Annotated in this window: 20 protein-coding genes, 17 tRNA genes and 1 rRNA gene; 7 read left to right on the forward strand and 31 right to left on the reverse strand. The window is 40.7% G+C overall.

Annotated elements, in window-relative coordinates; genetic code table 11:
- Positions 1-331: 331 nt before the first annotated feature.
- From C6Y03_RS15365 to queG, 4 genes are all read right to left on the reverse strand, one after another.
- Positions 332-1,039 carry a YrpD family protein gene (locus C6Y03_RS15365; protein WP_106039589.1) on the reverse strand — a complete coding sequence of 236 codons (708 nt, stop codon included), beginning with the start codon at positions 1,037-1,039 and terminating at the stop codon, positions 332-334.
- Between the two features lie 163 nt (positions 1,040-1,202).
- Entirely contained in the window at positions 1,203-1,676 is a 474-nt protein-coding gene (gene trmL / locus C6Y03_RS15370) for a tRNA (uridine(34)/cytosine(34)/5-carboxymethylaminomethyluridine(34)-2'-O)-methyltransferase TrmL (RefSeq protein WP_034282301.1), read from the reverse strand.
- Positions 1,677-1,719: 43 nt separating this feature from the next.
- Positions 1,720-2,622: an amidase domain-containing protein gene (locus C6Y03_RS15375; RefSeq protein ID WP_106031608.1), complete on the reverse strand. Its 903-nt coding sequence runs from the start codon at positions 2,620-2,622 to the stop codon at positions 1,720-1,722.
- Positions 2,623-2,683: 61 nt separating this feature from the next.
- Positions 2,684-3,832, reverse strand: coding sequence for a tRNA epoxyqueuosine(34) reductase QueG (queG, locus tag C6Y03_RS15380; protein ID WP_060596035.1), 1,149 nt, complete (start codon positions 3,830-3,832; stop codon positions 2,684-2,686).
- Between the two features lie 83 nt (positions 3,833-3,915).
- Here queG and C6Y03_RS15385 point away from each other — a divergent pair, with 83 nt between their 5' ends.
- A complete protein-coding gene (locus tag C6Y03_RS15385; protein WP_223250500.1) occupies positions 3,916-4,512 on the forward strand; it encodes a hypothetical protein in 597 nt (198 codons plus the stop codon).
- 98 nt (positions 4,513-4,610) lie between these two features.
- Here the strand turns inward: C6Y03_RS15385 and C6Y03_RS15390 are convergent.
- The 7 genes from C6Y03_RS15390 to C6Y03_RS15420 form a co-directional block, all read right to left on the reverse strand.
- Positions 4,611-4,684, reverse strand: a tRNA-Gly gene (locus C6Y03_RS15390).
- A gap of 127 nt (positions 4,685-4,811) precedes the next feature.
- Positions 4,812-5,468: a putative periplasmic lipoprotein gene (locus C6Y03_RS15395; RefSeq protein WP_106039583.1), complete on the reverse strand. Its 657-nt coding sequence runs from the start codon at positions 5,466-5,468 to the stop codon at positions 4,812-4,814.
- A gap of 75 nt (positions 5,469-5,543) precedes the next feature.
- Complete coding sequence (locus C6Y03_RS15400) at positions 5,544-5,825, reverse strand: hypothetical protein (RefSeq protein WP_060595836.1); 282 nt, start codon at positions 5,823-5,825, stop codon at positions 5,544-5,546.
- On the reverse strand, positions 5,822-6,727 hold the full coding sequence (locus tag C6Y03_RS15405) for a PqqD family protein (RefSeq protein WP_060595835.1): 906 nt from the start codon (positions 6,725-6,727) through the stop codon (positions 5,822-5,824). Before C6Y03_RS15405 ends, C6Y03_RS15400 begins: the two co-directional genes overlap by 4 nt.
- Positions 6,711-8,177, reverse strand: a complete 1,467-nt coding sequence (locus C6Y03_RS15410; protein ID WP_106039584.1) for a hypothetical protein — start codon at positions 8,175-8,177, stop codon at positions 6,711-6,713. The genes C6Y03_RS15405 and C6Y03_RS15410 overlap by 17 nt, the downstream gene beginning before the upstream one ends.
- On the reverse strand, positions 8,155-8,901 hold the full coding sequence (locus C6Y03_RS15415) for an ABC transporter ATP-binding protein (RefSeq protein WP_034663820.1): 747 nt from the start codon (positions 8,899-8,901) through the stop codon (positions 8,155-8,157). Before C6Y03_RS15415 ends, C6Y03_RS15410 begins: the two co-directional genes overlap by 23 nt.
- Positions 8,902-9,016: 115 nt before the next feature.
- A complete protein-coding gene (locus C6Y03_RS15420; RefSeq protein WP_003211695.1) occupies positions 9,017-9,229 on the reverse strand; it encodes a hypothetical protein in 213 nt (70 codons plus the stop codon).
- Between the two features lie 858 nt (positions 9,230-10,087).
- On the opposite strand from C6Y03_RS15420, the gene C6Y03_RS15425 reads away from it, so the two are divergent.
- Entirely contained in the window at positions 10,088-11,383 is a 1,296-nt protein-coding gene (locus C6Y03_RS15425) for a homocysteine synthase (protein ID WP_106039585.1), read from the forward strand.
- A 41-nt stretch (positions 11,384-11,424) separates the two neighbouring features.
- Here the strand turns inward: C6Y03_RS15425 and lepB are convergent, their stop codons facing one another.
- Positions 11,425-11,991 carry a signal peptidase I gene (gene lepB, locus C6Y03_RS15430; RefSeq protein WP_060595832.1) on the reverse strand — a complete coding sequence of 189 codons (567 nt, stop codon included), beginning with the start codon at positions 11,989-11,991 and terminating at the stop codon, positions 11,425-11,427.
- Positions 11,992-12,146: 155 nt separating this feature from the next.
- On the reverse strand, positions 12,147-14,087 hold the full coding sequence (ltaS, locus tag C6Y03_RS15435; protein WP_034663829.1) for a lipoteichoic acid synthase: 1,941 nt from the start codon (positions 14,085-14,087) through the stop codon (positions 12,147-12,149).
- Positions 14,088-14,622: 535 nt separating this feature from the next.
- Between ltaS and C6Y03_RS15440 the strand changes: the two genes are divergently transcribed.
- From C6Y03_RS15440 to C6Y03_RS15460, 5 genes are all read left to right on the forward strand, one after another.
- Positions 14,623-15,426, forward strand: a complete 804-nt coding sequence (locus C6Y03_RS15440) for a DUF2262 domain-containing protein (protein ID WP_106039586.1) — start codon at positions 14,623-14,625, stop codon at positions 15,424-15,426.
- Between the two features lie 17 nt (positions 15,427-15,443).
- Entirely contained in the window at positions 15,444-16,133 is a 690-nt protein-coding gene (locus C6Y03_RS15445; RefSeq protein WP_106031604.1) for a DUF1963 domain-containing protein, read from the forward strand.
- A 65-nt stretch (positions 16,134-16,198) separates the two neighbouring features.
- Positions 16,199-16,468 (forward strand): hypothetical protein, encoded by a 270-nt coding sequence (locus C6Y03_RS15450; RefSeq protein WP_034663836.1) that lies wholly within the window; start codon positions 16,199-16,201, stop codon positions 16,466-16,468.
- Between the two features lie 128 nt (positions 16,469-16,596).
- On the forward strand, positions 16,597-16,788 hold the full coding sequence (locus C6Y03_RS15455; RefSeq protein ID WP_106031603.1) for a hypothetical protein: 192 nt from the start codon (positions 16,597-16,599) through the stop codon (positions 16,786-16,788).
- A 68-nt stretch (positions 16,789-16,856) separates the two neighbouring features.
- On the forward strand, positions 16,857-17,402 hold the full coding sequence (locus tag C6Y03_RS15460; RefSeq protein ID WP_106031602.1) for a histidine phosphatase family protein: 546 nt from the start codon (positions 16,857-16,859) through the stop codon (positions 17,400-17,402).
- A 34-nt stretch (positions 17,403-17,436) separates the two neighbouring features.
- On the opposite strand, the gene C6Y03_RS15465 is transcribed toward C6Y03_RS15460, so the two are convergent.
- The 18 genes from C6Y03_RS15465 to rrf form a co-directional block, all read right to left on the reverse strand.
- Positions 17,437-18,141 carry a hypothetical protein gene (locus C6Y03_RS15465; RefSeq protein WP_106039587.1) on the reverse strand — a complete coding sequence of 235 codons (705 nt, stop codon included), beginning with the start codon at positions 18,139-18,141 and terminating at the stop codon, positions 17,437-17,439.
- Positions 18,142-18,654: 513 nt separating this feature from the next.
- Positions 18,655-18,736 (reverse strand) — tRNA-Leu (locus C6Y03_RS15470).
- A gap of 37 nt (positions 18,737-18,773) precedes the next feature.
- Positions 18,774-18,862, reverse strand: a tRNA-Leu gene (locus C6Y03_RS15475).
- 14 nt (positions 18,863-18,876) lie between these two features.
- Positions 18,877-18,947 (reverse strand) — tRNA-Cys (locus tag C6Y03_RS15480).
- 5 nt (positions 18,948-18,952) lie between these two features.
- Positions 18,953-19,027, reverse strand: a tRNA-Gly gene (locus C6Y03_RS15485).
- 7 nt (positions 19,028-19,034) lie between these two features.
- Positions 19,035-19,106: transfer RNA gene (locus C6Y03_RS15490), tRNA-Gln, on the reverse strand.
- Between the two features lie 9 nt (positions 19,107-19,115).
- Positions 19,116-19,191: transfer RNA gene (locus tag C6Y03_RS15495), tRNA-His, on the reverse strand.
- A 30-nt stretch (positions 19,192-19,221) separates the two neighbouring features.
- Positions 19,222-19,295: transfer RNA gene (locus C6Y03_RS15500), tRNA-Trp, on the reverse strand.
- 13 nt (positions 19,296-19,308) lie between these two features.
- Positions 19,309-19,393: transfer RNA gene (locus C6Y03_RS15505), tRNA-Tyr, on the reverse strand.
- 15 nt (positions 19,394-19,408) lie between these two features.
- Positions 19,409-19,481 (reverse strand) — tRNA-Thr (locus tag C6Y03_RS15510).
- Between the two features lie 6 nt (positions 19,482-19,487).
- Positions 19,488-19,563 (reverse strand) — tRNA-Phe (locus C6Y03_RS15515).
- 18 nt (positions 19,564-19,581) lie between these two features.
- A tRNA-Asp gene (locus C6Y03_RS15520) sits at positions 19,582-19,658 on the reverse strand.
- 4 nt (positions 19,659-19,662) lie between these two features.
- Positions 19,663-19,739, reverse strand: a tRNA-Met gene (locus C6Y03_RS15525).
- A 15-nt stretch (positions 19,740-19,754) separates the two neighbouring features.
- Positions 19,755-19,830, reverse strand: a tRNA-Val gene (locus C6Y03_RS15530).
- 31 nt (positions 19,831-19,861) lie between these two features.
- Positions 19,862-19,936 (reverse strand) — tRNA-Glu (locus C6Y03_RS15535).
- Positions 19,937-19,953: 17 nt separating this feature from the next.
- Positions 19,954-20,044: transfer RNA gene (locus C6Y03_RS15540), tRNA-Ser, on the reverse strand.
- A gap of 4 nt (positions 20,045-20,048) precedes the next feature.
- A tRNA-Asn gene (locus C6Y03_RS15545) sits at positions 20,049-20,123 on the reverse strand.
- 9 nt (positions 20,124-20,132) lie between these two features.
- Positions 20,133-20,248: ribosomal RNA gene (gene rrf / locus C6Y03_RS15550) — 5S ribosomal RNA — on the reverse strand.
- Between the last annotated feature and the right edge of the window lie 187 nt (positions 20,249-20,435).

A 20,435-nucleotide genomic window follows, 5' to 3' on the forward strand; every position in this document is an offset into this window, starting at 1 on the left:
ACAATCTATGCGGAGGCGTCCTATTACATGCTTTCGTTCTTCAAAATGACGAATTGGCAAACTGAATTGACAACCATCCGCAAGACCCTTCATAATAAAGGAAAAACAGGAGAAAAATGATCTTCTTCTCTTGCTTTTCAAGGCGAACTTCACACCATATGAAACAGGCAGCGATAGAAACAAAGGGATAAGGGGGAAGCTTATATGAGAACGGTCATTATGATGGGCGTCATCATTACGTTTTTAGTATCCATTTTCACAGCTGGCTACGAAGGCAAGCCTGGTAAATGAAAAAAAGGATGTTCCATTAGCGGAACATCCTTTTTTTCATTTAATTCGTTGTTTTTAGCACCTGCATATTCACTGTATTCCCTGATACATGAATGGACGTAAAGTCTTGCGTATCAATCACAGGTGTGACGGCACGACTGTCTAATGTGATGTCAGTAAAACGAGTAGAGAAGTTTGCCCGAATATCTTTCCGGTAGATATCGTCAGTCACTGCTACTGTCGACAGTAATTTCCACTTAGTCACAGAGCCAATGTTTGAGTTTTGAATTTCTGTGATGATACGCCCGGTATAACCAACATTATTTGTCCTCCAGAACGTCGCTCTTGTATGTCCATTCAAGTTTTTATAAATGGTCATTTGCACAGTACTTCCAGGCTTAAATCCATTTGTATACGTAAAATCATTTTTTCCTTCGATATATGTCTCTTGATTATTTGTTCCTACTTTCATCGTAGGTTTCCACACATTATAGGTTGGACTGTATTGAAGACCGATGTCTGCTTCTTTTGAACCTGTGAATCCAGAATAAATATAAGCTGTCCCATTTGACACACTCATTGCGGGAGGGAGTTGAATCTTTGTGACCAATATTGATCCATTGCTATTGATATAAGTACGCCCGCCGATACCTTTCGATAATTGCGCTGCTTCTATTTCCTGCGTCTGAGAGAGACCTGGGATACTGACTGGAATCGTCCCCATTAAAATAGCAGAGCTAATGGCACTAGTGATCAGTAGCTTTTTCATCTCATTTAATGGATTCATTATTTTTTGAAAACGCGATTACAATCTATCATACTACCTATTTTTTACATGTAAAAAAGTATAAAAAAGGTCGTATTTTCCTTCTTTATATTTCTTATCTCATATAAAAAAAGCCAAGATAGGTATCCCGGCTTTCATTATGACCTTAAATCAGATCTCGGTATTGCTGCTGGCGAAGTGCCTCATACACAAGAATTGCTGCCGTATTCGATAGATTCAGAGAACGAACATGCTCTGTCATCGGTAAACGAAGGCAGCGGTCCATATTCTGTTCGATCAAATCTTTCGGCAATCCACTTGTCTCTCTGCCAAAAACGAAGAAGTAGTCTTCATCTAACTGAGAGTAATCAAATGTCGTATGCGGCTTTTGGCCAAATTTTGTGATATAGAAGAATTGTCCCTTCGGATGAGCCTCAAACAATTCATCAAGCGAGTCATGATAGACCACATTGGCATATTTCCAATAATCGAGTCCTGCACGCTTCAGCATTTTGTCATCTGTCGAAAAACCAAGCGGACGAATCAGATGAAGAGTTGTATTTGTTGCTGCACATGTACGCGCAATATTTCCAGTATTAGCTGGAATCTCTGGTTGATATAAAACGACATGAAGTCCCAAAAAAGTTCACCTCTAATTTTCTTTTCCGCTCAACATTATACCATTAACTATCCTTCGCGGCATCGTCCAAAATGTGAAAAAACGTATAACGAATAGCAGGTGTATAGGCGGTCGAATCCTCATACGACCAATAACGCATACGGCTGTCATATGTCTGTGCATTCACAAGAGGCATTCCGCCTTTATCATGATCGACGACAATGGTTGTATGATTATACCTGCCATCTCCCTCAAAATCGTAGCAAATGACATCACCAATTTGAAGCTCCTGCGCTTCTTTGAGTTTCTTTGCTCTTAAACCCGCTTTTGAATTCGCTAAATAATTTTTCATCGAATGAGCCACCGTCCAGCTATAGCTCCACGTATGAGGACGCACCCACCAGCCAGATCCGCGGTTCGGATACCCTCTCGTTGGTGCATTCCCTGCTTTCAAGCATTGTGAAATAAAATTTGTGCAGTTATCTTCAAAATTTTTATAGGCGGGATTTCGTTTATTCCAGTACGTCTCCGCATATTGCACAGCTGCCCGCCGGTCATAGTGAAAGGCTCTCCCAAACTGTTCTTCGGTGTGAAAGCGCTCATCCACCTGCTCTTCCATTTGCCGTTTTTCTAGCATCATCCGATCTTTGACAAGCATGTCGTTGTAAAGGAACGCTTCTCTTTTTTCTACCTGCTCCTCTAAATAAAAAGAGTCGTCTGCATCCTTGCATACATAAGTGAGATGAGCGAGATACTGCACATGCTGAGCCCCGTCATCCTGAATCGATGAATCAAGAAGTTTTGCTTTGGCTTTCGCCTTGACAATCTCCACCTGTCTTCTAGCAAAAAGCTCTTTTTTCCGTTCAACTGCTTCCACATCAGACATGAGCTGCGGCTGTTTAATTGCACTCCCATTTAATAAATAACCAAGCCTGTCTTCTAATGTTTGCTCTAATAATTGTTTCACACAGACACCACCAAACTTTTTTTAAAATCTCTGTTTGGTTCATTCTATGTTCATAGGGATGTTATTTAGTATTTAAAGGTGTCTGTAAAAACTCAATCCCTTTGACAATTTCTTGTTTCGCTTCCTCATCACTTTCCCGCTCAAGAGCTTTTTCCAACTCTGGGAGCAGCTGCTCGTCGCCAATTTTCCCTATTGCCCAAGCAGCCGTGCCTCGAATAACAGGCCGTGGATCCTTGTGCATCAAATCAATCAACACTGGTAAGGCAGATGTATCTTTAAAGTGAGCAAGTGCCAAAATCGCATTTCGCTGAATCGGCTTTTTCCCCCGCCATGAACCTGAAACATGACCGTATTTTTCCTTAAACTCACGATTACTGATCGTAAGAAGCGGCTTTAAGAGCGGCTTCGCAATTTCAGGGTCCGGCTCCATTTCAGGATGCAAATGAAAGTCTTTTCCTTTATTGATCGGGCAGACGATTTGGCACGTATCACACCCATACAATCGATTTCCTATTTTCGAACGAAATTCGTCAGGCAAAAATCCTTTTGTCTGCGTTAAAAATGAAATACATCGTTGAGAATTCAGCTGTCCTGGATTCACAAGTGCACCAGTTGGGCACGAATCTACACATTTATTGCACGTTCCGCACTGGTCTTCAATTTTTTCATCCGGTTCAAATGGGACATTTGTGATCATTTCAGCCAAATACACATAAGATCCAAACTCCGGCGTGATAATCATACAGTTCTTTGCACTAAAACCTATGCCAGCGCGTTCCGCTACTGCACGATCAGACAGTTCCCCTGTATCCACCATTGATTTTGTCCGTATATCGATATGTTTGCTTCGCAAGAATTCCTCGAGCATATCGAGCTTTTTTTTCAGCACAACATGATAGTCCGTTCCCCAAGAAGCCCGGCAAAAGATCCCTCTTCTTGCATCCTTTGTACTTCGAGGAGCATCTTTCATTTTGGAAGGATACGCGAGCGCTATCGCAACAATTGATTTGGCCTTCGGAAGCAGCAAAGAAGGGTTTGTTCGTTTTTCGATGTCAGGCTCTTCAAAGCCTGACAAATACCCTAACGATTCATGTAAGATGAGGCGGTCCTTTAATGAATCAAATGTATCAGCACTTGCAAATCGGATTTTATCGACACCAATTTCTTTCGCATATTGAATCAATTCTTCTTTTAATTCTCCAACATGAATCACCTTGCAAACCTCCTTTCTTTGTTTCTTCTGTTGTTTTCAGTATAATACGAGTGTATCATGACCGATTGGAGTGAGTCACTGTGAAGATACATATGGAAATTTCTCATCCTGACAACCCGTCTATCCATGTTGGACAGATTGAATATTCGCATATTGAAGTTGATACATCCCCTCAAATGTTAAAAGGCCGACTACGCCTGTTTCAAGAATCTTTATTCTTTGAATACGAAGATAAAGTCTTAGAAGAAGTACCAGCAATCAAAGAATGGACGGATCTTTTAAAAGACGTTCCTTTCCTGCCAATTCTTGCTGATATCCAAAAGGAACAATTTATTGACTCGACCAATTCCGTACAGGATTTGTCGATATTTTTCTCTTTAAAATATTTCTTGCCCATCCTGACATTCGATGCTGATCGCATAGAAGAGCCGCTTTCACTAGCAAAACATGAGACTGGCCACATTGAATGGCAGGACGACGCGGGACTTAAGGGATTATTTTCTCATGCAAGTAAAGCACAAATTTCTCAAGACACAAAAAACATTCTGCAAATCATCCTCTTTCCGCCATCTATTTCCCGGGAAAAGAGTGAAGCTCTAATCCAATCCTTGACGAAGATGTTTGTACAAATACATGGTGGAGAAAGTAAATATGAACTTATTGAAAAAGCACTGTAGCTTGACAGTGCTTTTTCACATTATACTGACATAATAAAAAACGCAACACTTCGTTTATCTATGAAACGAAATACTGCGTTATAAACAAAATTATGTATTGGAGCGGGTGATGAGAATCGAACTCACGACATCAGCTTGGAAGGCTGAGGTTTTACCACTAAACTACACCCGCATCAATTTTTCAAAAGCAACGTCATCGCGTTGACTTTTATTATGTTACAACTTTCTTAACAATTCGTCAAGAGAATATGTAGATTTTTCGTCAAAAAACTTCATATTCTCCGTATATATTACGATAGTTATTTATCTAGCTGAATATAAAATAAGTATGCATGTGACTTATTCTTCAGTGCTTGCTTTGGATTCTTCTCAATCTCTTCAAGCATAGGTGAATTCCCGTCTTTCCCCATTGCTGCTGTATATGCAATCAATGCCTTCCCTCCAGAAGAGACTTTGACAGTTTCAGATTGTGCAGAAAAAACATAGTCACTTACTTTGAACGGGAAGCTTGATGTCGCTTTCGTCATTCCCTCATTCTTTTTGTCTGACCAAATACTAAATTGTGATTCATATGTATCTTTCTCATGCTTTAATTGCAAGAGCACATTCATCGTTTGGTCGGTTCCATTCTGATGTAAAGTAAAGGTGGCAGATGATGCTTCCTGATTAGCTAATCGACCATTTTTGTAATGACTCCCGATAAACGTAATACTCTTATCCTTCTTCGTTAATCCTTTTAGTGTCAAAGCCACCATTTCATTAGGGGCTGATGCTTCTAGTAAGTTTTTTTCTTTTTTTGTCAGTTTCATTTGTTCGATGGTTACTTGCTTCTTAGTAGCAGACTCCGTGTTTATTGTAGATACCGTCTTCTCGGTTGTCGTGGTTTCTTCGGCCTTCTCGCCGCATCCTGCTAATAGAAAAACAGTGAATATAAGAACACTCCATTTTTTTAACATTGAGATCCCCTTTGATGTTTTTTCTATTATACTAAAATTTGGTTGATTATACAAAAAAAGATTAGGAGGATTCTCCTAATCTTTTGCTTTTTTCTGCTTCATTGCTGATAAGAAAGCCACAATGAGAAAACTCGCGGCAAAAATCACAATCATATAAATAAAAAAGTTTGGCTTGATCTGAAAAGTAAATGCGGATGAACCTTCCATCTCAAAAGCGAGACTGTTAAATAATAAGGCATCATTCGTTTTTGATTGAAATAAATGATAGAACAATACACCAATTGTCAGCATCGGAAAGCCTAAAAATCCTAGAAAGCCACCAACAATAGCGCCTTGTTTCATCGCCTGTACGTTCATGATCGTTGTCCTCCCATTCCCCCAAGCAATAGCTGCTTCATAATGGATTTACCATCCCCCATAAATGGAAGAAGATAGAGTAATTGAATAAAATACGTGATTGAAAAAATAAAGAAACCTGTCGAAATTGGATTTTCTTTCAGAAATAATACGGTCACAATGATCCCTGCTGCCCCGATCACACCCGGGACAAGCGGCCCAAGCAGAGTAATCCATACTTGCTTTTTCTGAAACGGATCTAATACAGGTCTCACAAATTTCACAGACATCATATCACTCGCAAAAAAGCCTTGAGGACCATCCCGTCCCGCAAATTTCCGATGCGCATAGCCGTGTGCTGCCTCATGTAAGGCGGTCCCGGTAATTAATCCAAAATAAATAATAGTAAAATAAATCGCAATGGCTGCAATCGACTGATCAGGAATGAATAAAAAAGCGATCCCTGCCATGACCATAAAAAGCATCCAGAAAAAGATGATTTTACGCGTCACCATGAGCAAAGCCGTCCCCAAAATGTGCAGGAACGAGTGACCAGTGCAATCAAATCGTTCCTTCATTTTCACTTGATACTGTTTGAAAAATTGACAACAGGCTGTCACAATCCGATATGGTGATTGATAATGAATAGACAGCAAGTGATGCTGATTTAACCCCATTATCAGTTGATAAAAGTCACGAGAAATCACAGATTCATCGACCTGAAACAAATCGGCGAGCTCTGCGGTAATACTTGCTTCTGTCCTTTTGCCATCTACTTTCGTTAACATATGATAGGCACTTTCATTAATCGGGAGTGTGCTTCCATACTGCGTATCAGTGAGATGCCTCTTTTGTAAGGTCACATACGGCGCGAGTGCCGGTACCCGCTCAATCTTTAGCTTATTGTTAAGAAGTTGAATCATGTGAATACCTCCATGAAAAACCTTTGTATATGGCAAAGATGAGCAGACCTTCAAATGTAGCTACAAGCAGCCACTGAAGTGTTTGACTCGACTCCCCTATGACATAGTTTCCAATAAAAACAATCGGAATCATGAGTAAAATAAGTGCTCCAAATGAAAAAATACCTGTGTAGGGATTGTTTCGGTCAAGCGGAAGTAAAATACCTACCACATAAAAAAGCGCAGTGGCATTGCATAAAACAGCAGCCCCAATCAATACGTTCCAAATCTGATCAGGAAGCGTCAGCGTTGTCAGCATGAATAACGCAATTTGCAGTATACCAACAAGCAAAAGCCCGATAAACTTATACAGAGCCACTTCCCACGATCTTAGACCAAATGTTTTGTACATCCCCAGCATTCGTTTATCATTGCCAAATGAATTGAAGGCGGTTAATCCAGCAAGAGCGCAGAGAACAAAAAACGCTTCTTCTTCAAAGCGGAATCCAAACTGATAACGGACGAATAAGATCACAATGAGGAGAATGAGAAAGTTTAAAATGTTTTCTTCATTTCGCACCTGTGATTTCATTTCCTTTACAATAAATGACCATTTTTTTGAAGAAGAGAACGGCAGTTTGTTTAAAAAGGTTAACGCTTTTTTCTCTGCCATAATTGGCATCATCGCAAGAGAAAGAAATGCGCCGCCCGCCGATAAAAGGATGAACAGGATCAAGATTGCATAATTTACCCCTTCAGGAGACATTCCTTGAGCCGCTAAGAAAAACGGTGTTGTAAAATACATCAAATGATAATCAAACTGTATATATGATTGCTGAATTTGACTGATATCAAAATGCGTCATTCCATACGCCACAACCAGTGCTAATAAAACAAAGATCGCTGCAAATTTTTGCAACGGTAATTTTAATTTCAGAACGACCAAATAGGTAATATTATAAATGAGTTGCAGAAGCATTAACACAAAAAGCGATTGCAAAATCACCATTAAAAAGAACGTAAAGATAAAGAAAATACCTATTCCCTGGGCAATAAAGTTAGGTAAAAGCAGGATACCGATAAAAAATAACACAAGTCCTGCCACCACTGTCACCATCGGAATAAAGTATCCAAGGCTTTTCTGAAAGGTAGAAAGCGGGAACCAGCTGAGCTGCATAGAAAAACGGTCTTGCTCAGGCGTTCTGACCTTGATCAAAATGAATAACAAGCTTGTAAATATGGATGCATTGATCGCCATTGACACAACGAGTAATCCAAGTGAACGTTCATCTCCATTTAAGAAAGCCTTCATAAAGACACCCGTAAAACTGTATCCGATGATGGCGCCCATTGTGACGGCAAACAAAAAGAATAAGATCACAATGATCCGCTTCGTCTGAGTATCAAAGAGCTTATACATCTCCTGCTGCCACATTTTAAGCATCATTCTAGAAATGATTAATGATTTCATCAAAATGTGCACCCCTATCACTTAACATTGAAGCTTTCAGAAACACCTGTTCCAATGTGCTTGATTGATACTTCTCCTTTAAGGCTGAGACCGTTCCTTCATCCATTTTATTTCCCTTAGAAATAATGGCGATTTTGTGGCACAGCTCTTCCGCTGAAAGCATATCATGCGTTGAAAGCAAGATCGCACCATGGTGCTCGGCATAACGCTTCATCAGTTTCTTTGTGTTTATAACCGCTTCAATATCAAGTCCTCTAAAGGGCTCATCCATGATCACCAATTGACTATCAAGCATAAAGGCGGCAATCAGCTGTGTCTTTTTTTTCATACCATGTGAATAGGTTTCGATCGGTCTTGATAAAGCCGAGTCCATATCAAACAGTTCAATTAGTTGATTTCTTCTATGAATTGTTTTACATTCATACATAGAAGAAACAAAATCTAAATATTCAGCACCAGTCAAAGCTTCAGGGAGTAGCAGATCATCTGGAACATAGGCTACTTGTTTTTTAAAGGATGGTTCGTCATTTGTGACGTCCTGCAAGAGAATCGTTCCTTCTGTATGCTTAATGATGCCGAGTATACAGTTAATCATCGTTGTTTTACCGGAACCATTCGGTCCAGCAACAGCAACGATTTGATGAGGGTCGATCTGTAGATGAAAATCATTGACAGCAGTCACGTTATTTTTATACGTCTTAGTTAAATTCTCGATCGTAAACATATAACCTCCAAGTGTCTGCATATTCTTTAAAAACAGATCAGGCTAAACCGCCCGCCACAGACGGTTTAGCCCTGGTGTCATTTCATAGAAGTAAAAAGATGAATCCTAAGTATAGCTACTTACATTCAATTTGGACTTTTAAGCCACTTTCCCACTGAACGGCTCCTGTAAAGCTACCCTTGCCGTTTGCTAAACACCAAACTGCTGCTCCTAGAACAACTGTTGCTCCCAATCCAAGAAGGACAGCAACAAATACTAAGAACCAAGCTTGGTCCATAATAGCAGGTTCCATAGTGGAATAGTCAACTTGCGGCGCTGCATAAGTCATACTTTTCACCTCCCAGCTTATGATGATCGTATCATAGGCGTCACTCTCCAAACATCAACAGAAGATCCCATTTTTGACCGAACATACTTTTGGGTAAAATGTGACTTTTTATTCAATTATTCACTTTTAAGTGTATAACCCCTCTCTTATTAACTAGGTTTTTTCACTCCATAAGAACCACCAAACCCATATAATGGCAATTAAACCCTCTTTTTTCTTCTTTTTTTGAAATAGGCCATTTTTATCATCTCCTTTATATATTCTTTCTTTTTTGTGAGATAGAAAGAATTCCCCCGATATATCAGATATAAAAGTCCTGATTATATGTCGTTATAACTCCATTTATGAAATATTTACTGATAATTCCGACAAAAAAGTGAGCATATTTTCCTTCTTCTCTTGTCACTTAAAATATGTATATACAAGAGAGATCATTGGGAAAAAAGCCCTTGCCTTCTTGAGTAACATCCAACATATGACACGCTCCTTTCTATGAAAAAGCAACCTACAGCATAGGCTTTCCCCATGATTCCACCAGCTGGCATTCTTTGTGCTTCAAATTAGATTAATCGCTTATAGAATTCATCTAAAACGATGGCGAGCATGATCTTTTCAAACAACACTTGAATGATTTGCTGCTTTCTAAAAAAACTGATCCGCACTCTCTAAGGAAACAATCTCTCTTTTCACCAACATATACACCCTTCCAATTGAAATAAAAAAGTTCATCAACTTTATTGATTATTTTTTCAGATTTATCTAAAAAATGATTGACCAGGCATGAAACAAGATTTATAGTCTTATTAAATATTTCTTATCAAAGTAGTTGGTTTTATCTAACAAAAGGAGGATACACACATGTCAGAAGAACGTCCATTCCGTTTAGAAACAAAAGCCATTCACGCAGGTCAGGAGCTTGATTCAGCAACCTATTCAAGAGCCGTGCCTATTTACCAAACAAGCTCTTTCGGTTTTAGAGATAGTGAGCATGCGGCGAATTTATTTGGACTGCAGGAACCCGGAAATATTTATTCTCGCATTATGAACCCTACAAATGACGTCTTTGAAAAACGGATCGCTGAGCTTGAGGGCGGCATTGGTGCACTTGCTGTCTCTTCTGGACAAGCAGCGACAACTTATTCTATTTTAAACATTGCAGGAGCTGGTGACGAAATTGTATCCTCCAGCAGCCTTTATGGAGGCACGTACAATTTATTTGCCCATACACTCAAAAAGCTCGGCATTACAGTGAAATTTGTTGATTCATCCAACTTGGAAGAACTCGAAGCAGCGATTACAGACAAAACGAAGGCAGTGTATGCAGAAAGCATTGGGAATCCTAAAGGCGACATTCTACATATTGAAGCCGTCTCAGCCATTGCACACAAGCACCATATTCCGCTTATTGTGGACAATACGCTCGCAAGCCCCTATTTATTAAGACCGATCGAGTTTGGTGCAGACATTGTCGTCCATTCCGCTACGAAATTCATTGGCGGTCATGGTACATCAATCGGCGGTGTCATTGTCGATAGCGGCCAGTTTCCTTGGGCTGACAGTGATAAGTTCAAAGGGCTGACTGAACCAGATCCAAGTTACCACGGCCTGACGTATACCGAAGCAATTGGAGAAGCCGCTTATATCACAAAAGCACGTGTGCAGCTCTTACGGGATTTAGGAGCAGCCTTGTCACCTTTCAACTCATTTTTACTTCTGCAAGGCCTAGAAACTTTGCATTTGCGTCTCGAGCGTCATAGTGAAAATGCGTTAAAAACAGCGCAATTTTTACAAGATCACCCTCTTGTAGATTGGGTAAGCTACCCAGGTCTTGAAAGCCATGAATCTTATGAGCTTGCTCAAACCTATTTGCCAAAAGGACAAGGCGCCATTCTCACATTCGGTATTAAAGGTGGGCGAGCTGCTGGTAAAAAGCTCATTGATTCCGTTAAGCTTTTCTCACACCTCGCAAATGTCGGCGATTCTAAATCACTGATCATTCATCCTGCCAGCACAACACATCAACAATTAAGTGAAGCAGAACAAAAAGCGACAGGCGTCACACCAGAACTCATTCGTTTATCTGTTGGAACAGAAGCGATTGAAGACATCTTTGCAGATCTTGAACAGGCGATCACAAAAAGCCATGCTGAATGAAATAGAAAAAGCACACCTCTGTGTGCTTTTTTTATGAGTCATTAATCATTGAGAAGTCGAATGTCTTGGAAAGGGTAAAACACAAATGAAGTGGTTCCTTGAATATCACTCTTTGTAAAAAGACCTAAGCCATTGCGGCTGTCCATTGAGTTTTGACGATTGTCACCCATGACAAAATACTTTCCTTTTGGAACAGTAAGAGGACCAAAATCAGGTGTCAGCAAGGTCCCATCTGCGGCTGCTTTCTTTTTGTTTGACGCTAAGTAAGGCTCCGCCACTTTTTGTCCATTGACATATAGCTGGTCATTTTTCATTTCAATTTTATCACCGGGTAAACCAATTAATCGTTTTACATAATGAGTGCTGCGATCTTCCCCATCAAGAACAATGATCTGTCCCCGTTTGTAATCGCCGAAGTAATCAACCGTTTTATTCACAAAAACCCGCTCTGTATTATGCAATGTTGGATCCATAGAGGTCCCTTTTACAATATACGGTGCGAATAAAAAGTTACGAATGATAAAAACAGCGATGAATGCGATTAAGATCGCTTTGAGCCAGCCCCATACTTCTGATTTCTTTTTTTGTGTTTTTGTATTTGTTGTCATAAGCTCCTCCTGAAATCCCCTAGGACGAAATGAGTTCCGCCAGCTGCACGCCAGCATCACGCTTGTATCACCCTAAATATAAACATATTTTGCCAACAAATCAAGCGGTGAGAGAGAAAAAGGCAAGCACCCTTCTGTGCTTGCCCAAAACTCAGTTACTTAGCAGAAGAATCCTCTTCTTTTTCTTTTGATTTACCATAGAAATAATCAGATGGATTCACTGGTTTAAAGTCAGACAGCTTATGGAATCGAAGAAGATCCCTATAAAGCACTTTATCTGAAAGGCTTAACTGATTATCGACACGGGCTTTAATCGCCTCTGTCTTTTTATTTTGTTTCACAACTTTACCTGTTTTTGTATCGTAGACAGTGTTATCTACGAGTGTATATTTTGGTGTCACATAGTTTCCGTTACGGAATGCAACAGTTTGATCATGCTTCTTAGAGAATAGATCTGTTCCAAAATTCACATACTCATTTGAATCAATACCTTGTAAGTGAAGAAGCGTAGGCATCACGTCTACTTCACCACCATACGTATGGTTCACGCCGCCCTGTTTGCCAGGAATACGAATCATGAGTGGTACACGCTGGTTTTGTGCGTTTTGATAAGGTGTAATTTCTTTCCCTTGAATTTCGCTCATTGCACGGTTATGGTTTTCAGAAATACCGTTGTGATCACCATATAATAAAATGACCGAGTCTTTATACATACCTGATTTTTTCAAGTCTTTAAAGAATTGCTCTAATGACTCATCTAGATATCTTGCTGTTTGGAAGTAGTTATCTACTGTTTTGTCACCAGTTGTTGCCTTAGCAATTGTCGCATCTTTTTCATCTAAATTAAATGGATAGTGATTAGTCAATGTCATTAAATGTGCATAAAATGGCTTTTTCATTGATTCTAGCATCGGGATTGATTCTTTGAAGAATGGTTTATCCTTCAGACCCATATTCACAAGATTTTCTTCATCCATGTTGTAATATGAAGCATCGAAGAATTGATCATATCCCATATGCTTATAAATCGTGTCACGGTTCCAGAAAGATTTATAGTCCCCGTGAAGCACTGCGCTCGTATAGCCTGCTTTTTGATCTAGGATGGCAGGGAGTGATTGGTAAGTATTTTCACCTTTTGTCACAAACGCTGCTCCCTCTGGCAAGCCGAACATACTATTATCCATCATTAGCTCAGCATCAGCTGTCTTTCCTTGACCTGTCTGATGGAAGAAGTTGTCGAAATACGTAAAATCCTCTTTACCATGAGCTAGTTTGTTTAAAAACGGCGTCACTTCTTCTCCATTTAGTTTGTAGTCAATTAAGAAAGACTGGAAGCTTTCTAAATGGATTTTAATGATGTTTTTCCCTTTTGCTTTACCAAAATACTCTGCGTTTGGCTTCGCATAGTGAGAAGCCGTATAGTTTACAACATCCGTTAAATCTTCACTGCTCGCATTTGCTACCTGTGTTGCATTTTGTGCTGATTGTACTCCGTCATAAATCGTATAATTATAAACACCTAAGTATTTGACAACATACTTGTGATCAAATGTTCTTGTTAATAATTCTGGACGGTCCTTTTCAGCTAAATGAAGGTTTACAAAAAACAGTCCTACACCTGCAGCCACAATCAGCAGTGCAAATGTCTTTTTCATTTGGAATTTCTTCACTTCTGGTCTCCAAATCACAATCGCAATCAAGATAATGATATCAAGGAAATACAAAAGGTCATGCGGCTTAATACTAGATAATACGCCGCCAGTCATGCCTCCTCCAAGATTGCCTGCTTGCTTCATTGTGGAGAAAGTCAAAAAGTCATCAAAGAAACGGTAGTACGCTACATTCGCATATAAAAGTGCGGTCATAATAAAGTCAATAACAATTAAAACAATGGCAGATTTACGACCCTTCAAAAAGAGAGCCAGTCCCAAAAACACAATGGCTGAACTAAATGGATTTAATAAGAGAAGCCCCTCTTGAAAAGAACCTTTCACTCCTAAATTAAAGTCCATTTTGTAGGCAGCGTACGATTTCGCCCAAAATAAAAGGACAGCCAATACAAAAAAGCTATATTTGTTCGCAAATATTTTTTTCATAAAACCTCTTCTTTCTTAGTTATCGTTCTGATTTAAATGAAATCATAAAAAATTTACATTGATTTTGCAAATGTAAATCTTCTTCACCAAGCATTCCGATGCTCTGTTTCCGCCGGATATATGTGCTCCTTTAATATAACGTATGAGAAGCTTCAAAGGTTTCAAAAAAAATACGAGTAAATAAAAGGAAAAATATCCATTTACACTTCATTTACACACACTTCATGTTTTAGTGGATGAAGAAGGGTTTGTAAATCACTCAGTACTACTTTACTTTTTTCATCTATTCGTGTCAAAGTAATTATAAAGAAAAGGAAGAATCACCTAGGCCTTTCGACTCTTTCACCTAAATTTATACAAAATTCGATACATAATCCATTTGTTTTTTATTGTGACTCACCCTCCAGCAATCCATGTATTTTCTCTCCCTCTGTCAATCTAAAAAAGTTTTAAGCAAAAAAAAGCTTGATTTCTCCTCCTGATGTGCGGTGTGATAAAGATATAGATTTTCAAAAAGCAGGCTGGAGGACATCACATGAAGAATAACAAACAAATAAGCGCATTTAAAGAAAGATTTTCAGAAGAAATAGATCACATCATTGTTGTCACAGGACCTTCAGGAGTAGGCGCAGGAAAAACCGGACAGGAATCTCTTTGGACCGCTTCTATTCCACTGATTGCATGGAAGGAAAAAGACCTCATCACAACCGAAAACATAAGGCTCTGCTGGTTAACAGATGAAGAGGGCTTGCGGGAAAAGCAGGCACAATTACATAAAGAATCAATCGTGACACTTCAGGTCCGAAAAGGTGAAGGTGAGTTCATGCTTGTATCACTCATCGATACAGATACACAGGATCAAGAGCTTCAAGAGATACGAGAAGAAGCTCAAAAACCTGTCTTTTACCATGATGACATGCTGGGCACCTTTGAATTAGTGAAAGGACTAGACTTATTTGAAACAACGATCCAATGGAGCAATCAAGATTGCCTGCTCTACTTCAACCTCGAAGAAGATGAAAAAGTAAACGACTCTCTTCGAACCGCTAGACAACTCATGGAAGAGCAGACCACATGGAACTCTTCCATTAAATCATTTGCAGCAAATCAACTGATTGAACTAGCTAAAGACTGGCAGGCACAAGATGACTCCGCTGAAAAACAAGAAGAGCTCACACTGGATCAATTTATGAGCCGCATCTCACTCGAAAGCCTTCATGCTTACCCAGATGGAGAGTTTGAAGTGTACTGTCATGACGGTGATTTATTTTGGGGACATGTCATCATTGTCTCAGGCAATATCAATGGCACGTTTCAAGATGCCCACATTGCTGGCTAAAGATTGAGGGATAAGTAATGGAGATAAAGGCTTTTCACGAATTAGAACAACTAGGAAAAACACCCATCGTGGCTAAGATTGGCGGTTTTCGTCCTGATCCAGCAGCACACAGCTGGTTTGCCGGTCATTTCTTCATCCACCCCGATCAAGGCTGGCCAGCAGATCAAGATGGTGTCATGATTCCGATCTTACAAATTTATTTACCTGAAGTGCCAGGAGGAATGAACGGATTCAATGAATGTAAGATGATTCAAATCTTTCTTAATCAGAAAGCACTTCCGATTGATATCACCAAAAACGGCGAAGGCTGGAAGCTTATTGAATACGCAACTATGGAAGGATTCGAAGTAGTTGAGACTCCAGAAGAAGTGAGAGGACTCAAACCCTTTCAAATTCAATGGAATGAAAGTGAGCAAAAGGACTTCCCTTGCTGGGAAAAAGCGTGGTCATATGTTGATTTATCAGAAGTAAATGAAAGTGAGGAAGCGACAGAACACTTCTTTAAGCAATACACAAATTATTCATTCACAAAAATCGATGGATATGGCGCATATATTCAATCCCCACCCCGTCATCAACCAGGAGAATTCATGCTGCAAATCGCCCCAGAAGAAAAACCTCGGTTTATGATTGGTGATAACGGCACGATGTATTTCTATTACGACAAAGACAAAAAAGAATGGTTGATGCACTGGGATTGTTTTTAAAGGTTTATTGAATGAAACCTTTCCTTCTTCTAAGCGTAGGAAATAATATGGGGGGAGGAACCAAAATGGGATTCATTTTCGATATCTTTTCACTTGCTGTGTATATCCCTTTTCTACAGGTAGATGAAGAGGATATCTCTAGAAATGCAGCGCATCTCAAAAAATTCAGCTGGTTTCACACGTTATTAAATGATCCAACTTTCAGGAATCTCATCATTTATCATCCAGATGTCAGACAAGTCATTGGCAGATGTAACACGGATAAACTCCATCACAAGCGATATAACTTAAAATGCGAACGTAAAGTGCTGAAAGCATTACGTCGTGCTATGTAAATGTACAAAAAGAGCTGCACTTTCCTGTGGCTCTTTTCATCGTTCTCTAAGAAAACATTTGACGCCTGGACAACTCTCCCCGTATATTATGTATAAATCCATCTTTTTCATAGAAAAGGGGGCTTTACATGCGCTTGTTTAAGTACTGGAGAAAAAAGCAGCCTAAACAGCAGGTCACTTCAGAAAAGCAAGAAGGCAGCATCCCAATCAACTTCTCCACACTTCCCTTTGGCACAGACACCGTAGACGATTTTTTGTTCAACTTAGACCTAACCTCGAAGCTAACAGATCCCTATAAAGAAACAGATCCGAACAAATGAACCTAGACCTTCATGAATCCTCATCCAATCCTGGATGATTTTTTTATACTCGATGAGAGGTGTGCCCCATGAAAACATATTATATCGTCAGACATTGCCAAGCAAATGGACAATCCGAGGATGCGTCTTTAACGCCTCAAGGCATCGCACAATCTCACGAACTAGCACAGTTCTTTTCCGGTATCCACCTCAATCAGATCATCTCAAGTCCTTATAAACGAGCGATCCAAACCACTGAGCCCCTTGCTCATGTGAAACAGCTCGAGGTACAAATTGATCAGCGTCTTTCTGAACGTGTGTTAAGCAGCAAACCAATGGACGATTGGTATGAGAAACTAAAGCTCAGTTTTTCGGACTTACATATGACCTGTGAAGGCGGAGAATCGAGCCAAGAAGCGATGAACCGTATTGTAGAGGCACTCTATGAACAAATAAAATTAGGAAAAGATCATACCTTATTCGCCACACATGGCAATATTATGAGCCTGCTTCTAAAACACGCCGATCCCACGATTGGATTCAAGGAGTGGGATCAGCTAAGCAATCCAGATGTCTATGTTCTGCAATATTTTAGACCAGATCATGTAGAAATAGAGCGAATATGGCATAAGTAAAAAAACGGCAGAATGAATTCTGCCGTTTCCTCATCTATTGATGATAATAAAATGCCTCTACCCACTCATAGGGCTTCTTACGCTCCGCACACCATTTCATAAAGCCTCTTGTCTCCGTCTGCTGAAATTCCTTCCAATCCGATAAAAGCTGGTTATAGTAGACCGAATGTTTTTCAACATTGGTACGAATCCTCTTATCTTCAATCAGTGTCATGACATCTTCAATGCCCTGAATTCGCTCTTCATCTTTCTCATAGGTGCTTAAATAAAGATCTTCATGTATATGATGAAACGAATACCATAAGGCCGATAGATAGGTTTCACAAATTTGAACTATCACACGCTGCTCCTTGCTGCCTCCAAGCTCTAGTGCCTTCAATAAGTAAGGCAGCCCTTCTCCCTGATGCACGTACAAGCCTTGCCAGCGATATGGTCTCACATCCATTGGATCAACATTCTCCCACTCTTGCAGAACGGGCTGAATCACCTCATTTACCAATGGAAACACAAGCAAATGATGACCATCCTCAAACCGTTCAATCCACTCAAACAGCCAAGCAACAAATACACGCTTTGCTTCAACCTCGTTCTCCTTCATCTCCGCAATAAAGGACTGAAGAACTTTAAGCGCATCTTTACGCAGACCCTGCTCTTTTCTCTCACAGTACTGTCTAAAAAGCGGATAATCTCGTGATCCCTCGTCTTCAATGATGGTCTGTAATATCGTCTTCGTTTGCAAGATAACAACTCCGCCCCTCTAAATTCATTCTATTTATCTCCTATAGCCAATTGTAACGTCCACATGAAACAGTACAAAGATGAGAAGCTCTTATTTATTGAAACAAAACTAGATTCCTTAACGTTGATTCACCCAATCTATATAACGCTTTTGAATCACTTTTTTGATTTTATCGTAGTTCTCCCAACGATCTTCAACATAATACACGCTTTCAGCTGCTGAGAATGTCTCCCCGTAGTCATCTAAACACAAGCCATGTTCAAAATCGAGATAATCCTAGGCGAATTCATTTCCTTCAGCATTTAGCATATTCTATTGGTCCTTCTTATTTCAAGGGAGGCAGCTACACGATCTGCTTGATAAGAGTGGTATAACGCCTAACTGCTGTTGCAAAATTTTCTAATAAGTTTATATTTTCATCTAAATAACTCGTTTTAACCACAAAAAAACGTTTCACCATTGTGGTGAAACGTTAGGTTGACGGTAAAAACCGATCATGAAACTTTTAATAGATACCGGTGGCCGGGGTCGAACCGGCACTCCGTGAGGAACACGATTTTGAGTCGTGCGCGTCTGCCAATTCCGCCACACCGGCATGATCATTAAAGAGCGCAACTTATGATAAAAAATAATGGTGCCGAGGGCCGGACTTGAACCGGCACGGTAGTCACCTACCGCAGGATTTTAAGTCCTGTGTGTCTGCCAATTCCACCACCCCGGCAGTCTTTTCAAAAAAGGCGACACCCGGATTTGAACCGGGGATAAAGGTTTTGCAGACCTCTGCCTTACCACTTGGCTATGCCGCCATTATTGGAGCGGAAGACGGGATTCGAACCCGCGACCCCCACCTTGGCAAGGTGGTGTTCTACCACTGAACTACTTCCGCAAATCAACTGGGCTAGCTGGATTCGAACCAACGCATGACGGAGTCAAAGTCCGTTGCCTTACCGCTTGGCTATAGCCCAATAATAAAATGGGGCGATTGATGGGAATCGAACCCACGAGTGCCAGAGCCACAATCTGGTGCGTTAACCACTTCGCCACAACCGCCATAGATGTTATGAATCATATTAAGAAAATTGGCAGGGGCAGTAGGAATCGAACCCACACCGGAGGTTTTGGAGACCTCTGTTCTACCTTTAAACTATGCCCCTATGAAAACAAAAATGGTGGAGGGGGGCGGATTCGAACCGCCGAACCCGGAGGGAGCGGATTTACAGTCCGCCGCGTTTAGCCACTTCGCTACCCCTCCACATTTGAAAAACAGTGCCGGCAAGAGGACTTGAACCCCCAACCTACTGATTACAAGTCAGTTGCTCTACCAATTGAGCTACACCGGCAAATAGTGGTGGCTCGGGACGGAATCGAACCGCCGACACACGGATTTTCAGTCCGTTGCTCTACCAACTGAGCTACCGAGCCAAGTATTCTTTTTAAAAATGGCGGTCCGGACGGGACTCGAACCCGCGACCTCCTGCGTGACAGGCAGGCATTCTAACCAACTGAACTACCGGACCATTTTGGTTGCGGGGGCAGGATTTGAACCTGCGACCTTCGGGTTATGAGCCCGACGAGCTACCGAACTGCTCCACCCCGCGACGATATAAAAGATATGGTGGAGGATGACGGGCTCGAACCGCCGACCCTCTGCTTGTAAGGCAGATGCTCTCCCAGCTGAGCTAATCCTCCGAATAAAAATACTGGTGTATATTCTATAAAATGGTGACCCGTACGGGATTCGAACCCGTGTTACCGCCGTGAAAGGGCGGTGTCTTAACCGCTTGACCAACGGGCCCTTTATTATGTAAATTGTGGCGGAGAGCAAGGGATTCGAACCCTTGAGACGGGGTTACCGCCTACACGATTTCCAATCGTGCTCCTTCGGCCACTCGGACAGCTCTCCAAATTGGCTCCGCAGGTAGGATTCGAACCTACGACCGATCGGTTAACAGCCGATAGCTCTACCACTGAGCTACTGCGGAATGAAGAAAGCCTGGCGATGTCCTACTCTCACAGGGGGAGACCCCCAACTACCATCGGCGCTGAAGAGCTTAACTTCCGTGTTCGGCATGGGAACGGGTGTGACCTCTTCGCCATCATCACCAGACAATTTAGTGACAAAAGATATTATACTATGTATTGAAAATAAATCAAGAGATATTTTAAAAATGTTCTCTCAAAACTAGATAACAATGTTCATGCTTCACATTAGAATATAGGTTAAGTCCTCGATCTATTAGTATCTGTCAGCTCCACGTGTCACCACGCTTCCACCTCAGACCTATCAACCTGAT

The sequence above is a fragment of the Bacillus sp. LNXM65 genome (assembly GCF_002998575.1).
Classification (GTDB): Bacteria; Bacillota; Bacilli; order Bacillales; family Bacillaceae; genus Bacillus.

Excerpts from the sequence above, each read along its gene's own strand:
- C6Y03_RS15440 (WP_106039586.1), top strand. The coding sequence starts at position 14,623 with ATGAAGAATAACAAACAAATAAGCGCATTTAAAGAAAGATTTTCAGAA.
- C6Y03_RS15405 (WP_060595835.1), bottom strand. The coding sequence starts at position 6,727 with ATGATTCAACTTCTTAACAATAAGCTAAAGATTGAGCGGGTACCGGCA.
- C6Y03_RS15400 (WP_060595836.1), bottom strand. The coding sequence starts at position 5,825 with ATGAACGTACAGGCGATGAAACAAGGCGCTATTGTTGGTGGCTTTCTA.
- C6Y03_RS15365 (WP_106039589.1), bottom strand. The coding sequence starts at position 1,039 with ATGAAAAAGCTACTGATCACTAGTGCCATTAGCTCTGCTATTTTAATG.
- C6Y03_RS15425 (WP_106039585.1), top strand. The coding sequence starts at position 10,088 with ATGTCAGAAGAACGTCCATTCCGTTTAGAAACAAAAGCCATTCACGCA.
- C6Y03_RS15410 (WP_106039584.1), bottom strand. The coding sequence starts at position 8,177 with ATGAAATCATTAATCATTTCTAGAATGATGCTTAAAATGTGGCAGCAG.
- C6Y03_RS15460 (WP_106031602.1), top strand. The coding sequence starts at position 16,857 with ATGAAAACATATTATATCGTCAGACATTGCCAAGCAAATGGACAATCC.
- C6Y03_RS15455 (WP_106031603.1), top strand. The coding sequence starts at position 16,597 with ATGCGCTTGTTTAAGTACTGGAGAAAAAAGCAGCCTAAACAGCAGGTC.
- C6Y03_RS15415 (WP_034663820.1), bottom strand. The coding sequence starts at position 8,901 with ATGTTTACGATCGAGAATTTAACTAAGACGTATAAAAATAACGTGACT.
- C6Y03_RS15450 (WP_034663836.1), top strand. The coding sequence starts at position 16,199 with ATGGGATTCATTTTCGATATCTTTTCACTTGCTGTGTATATCCCTTTT.
- C6Y03_RS15395 (WP_106039583.1), bottom strand. The coding sequence starts at position 5,468 with ATGTTAAAAAAATGGAGTGTTCTTATATTCACTGTTTTTCTATTAGCA.
- C6Y03_RS15420 (WP_003211695.1), bottom strand. The coding sequence starts at position 9,229 with ATGACTTATGCAGCGCCGCAAGTTGACTATTCCACTATGGAACCTGCT.
- lepB (WP_060595832.1), bottom strand. The coding sequence starts at position 11,991 with ATGACAACAAATACAAAAACACAAAAAAAGAAATCAGAAGTATGGGGC.
- C6Y03_RS15445 (WP_106031604.1), top strand. The coding sequence starts at position 15,444 with ATGGAGATAAAGGCTTTTCACGAATTAGAACAACTAGGAAAAACACCC.
- ltaS (WP_034663829.1), bottom strand. The coding sequence starts at position 14,087 with ATGAAAAAAATATTTGCGAACAAATATAGCTTTTTTGTATTGGCTGTC.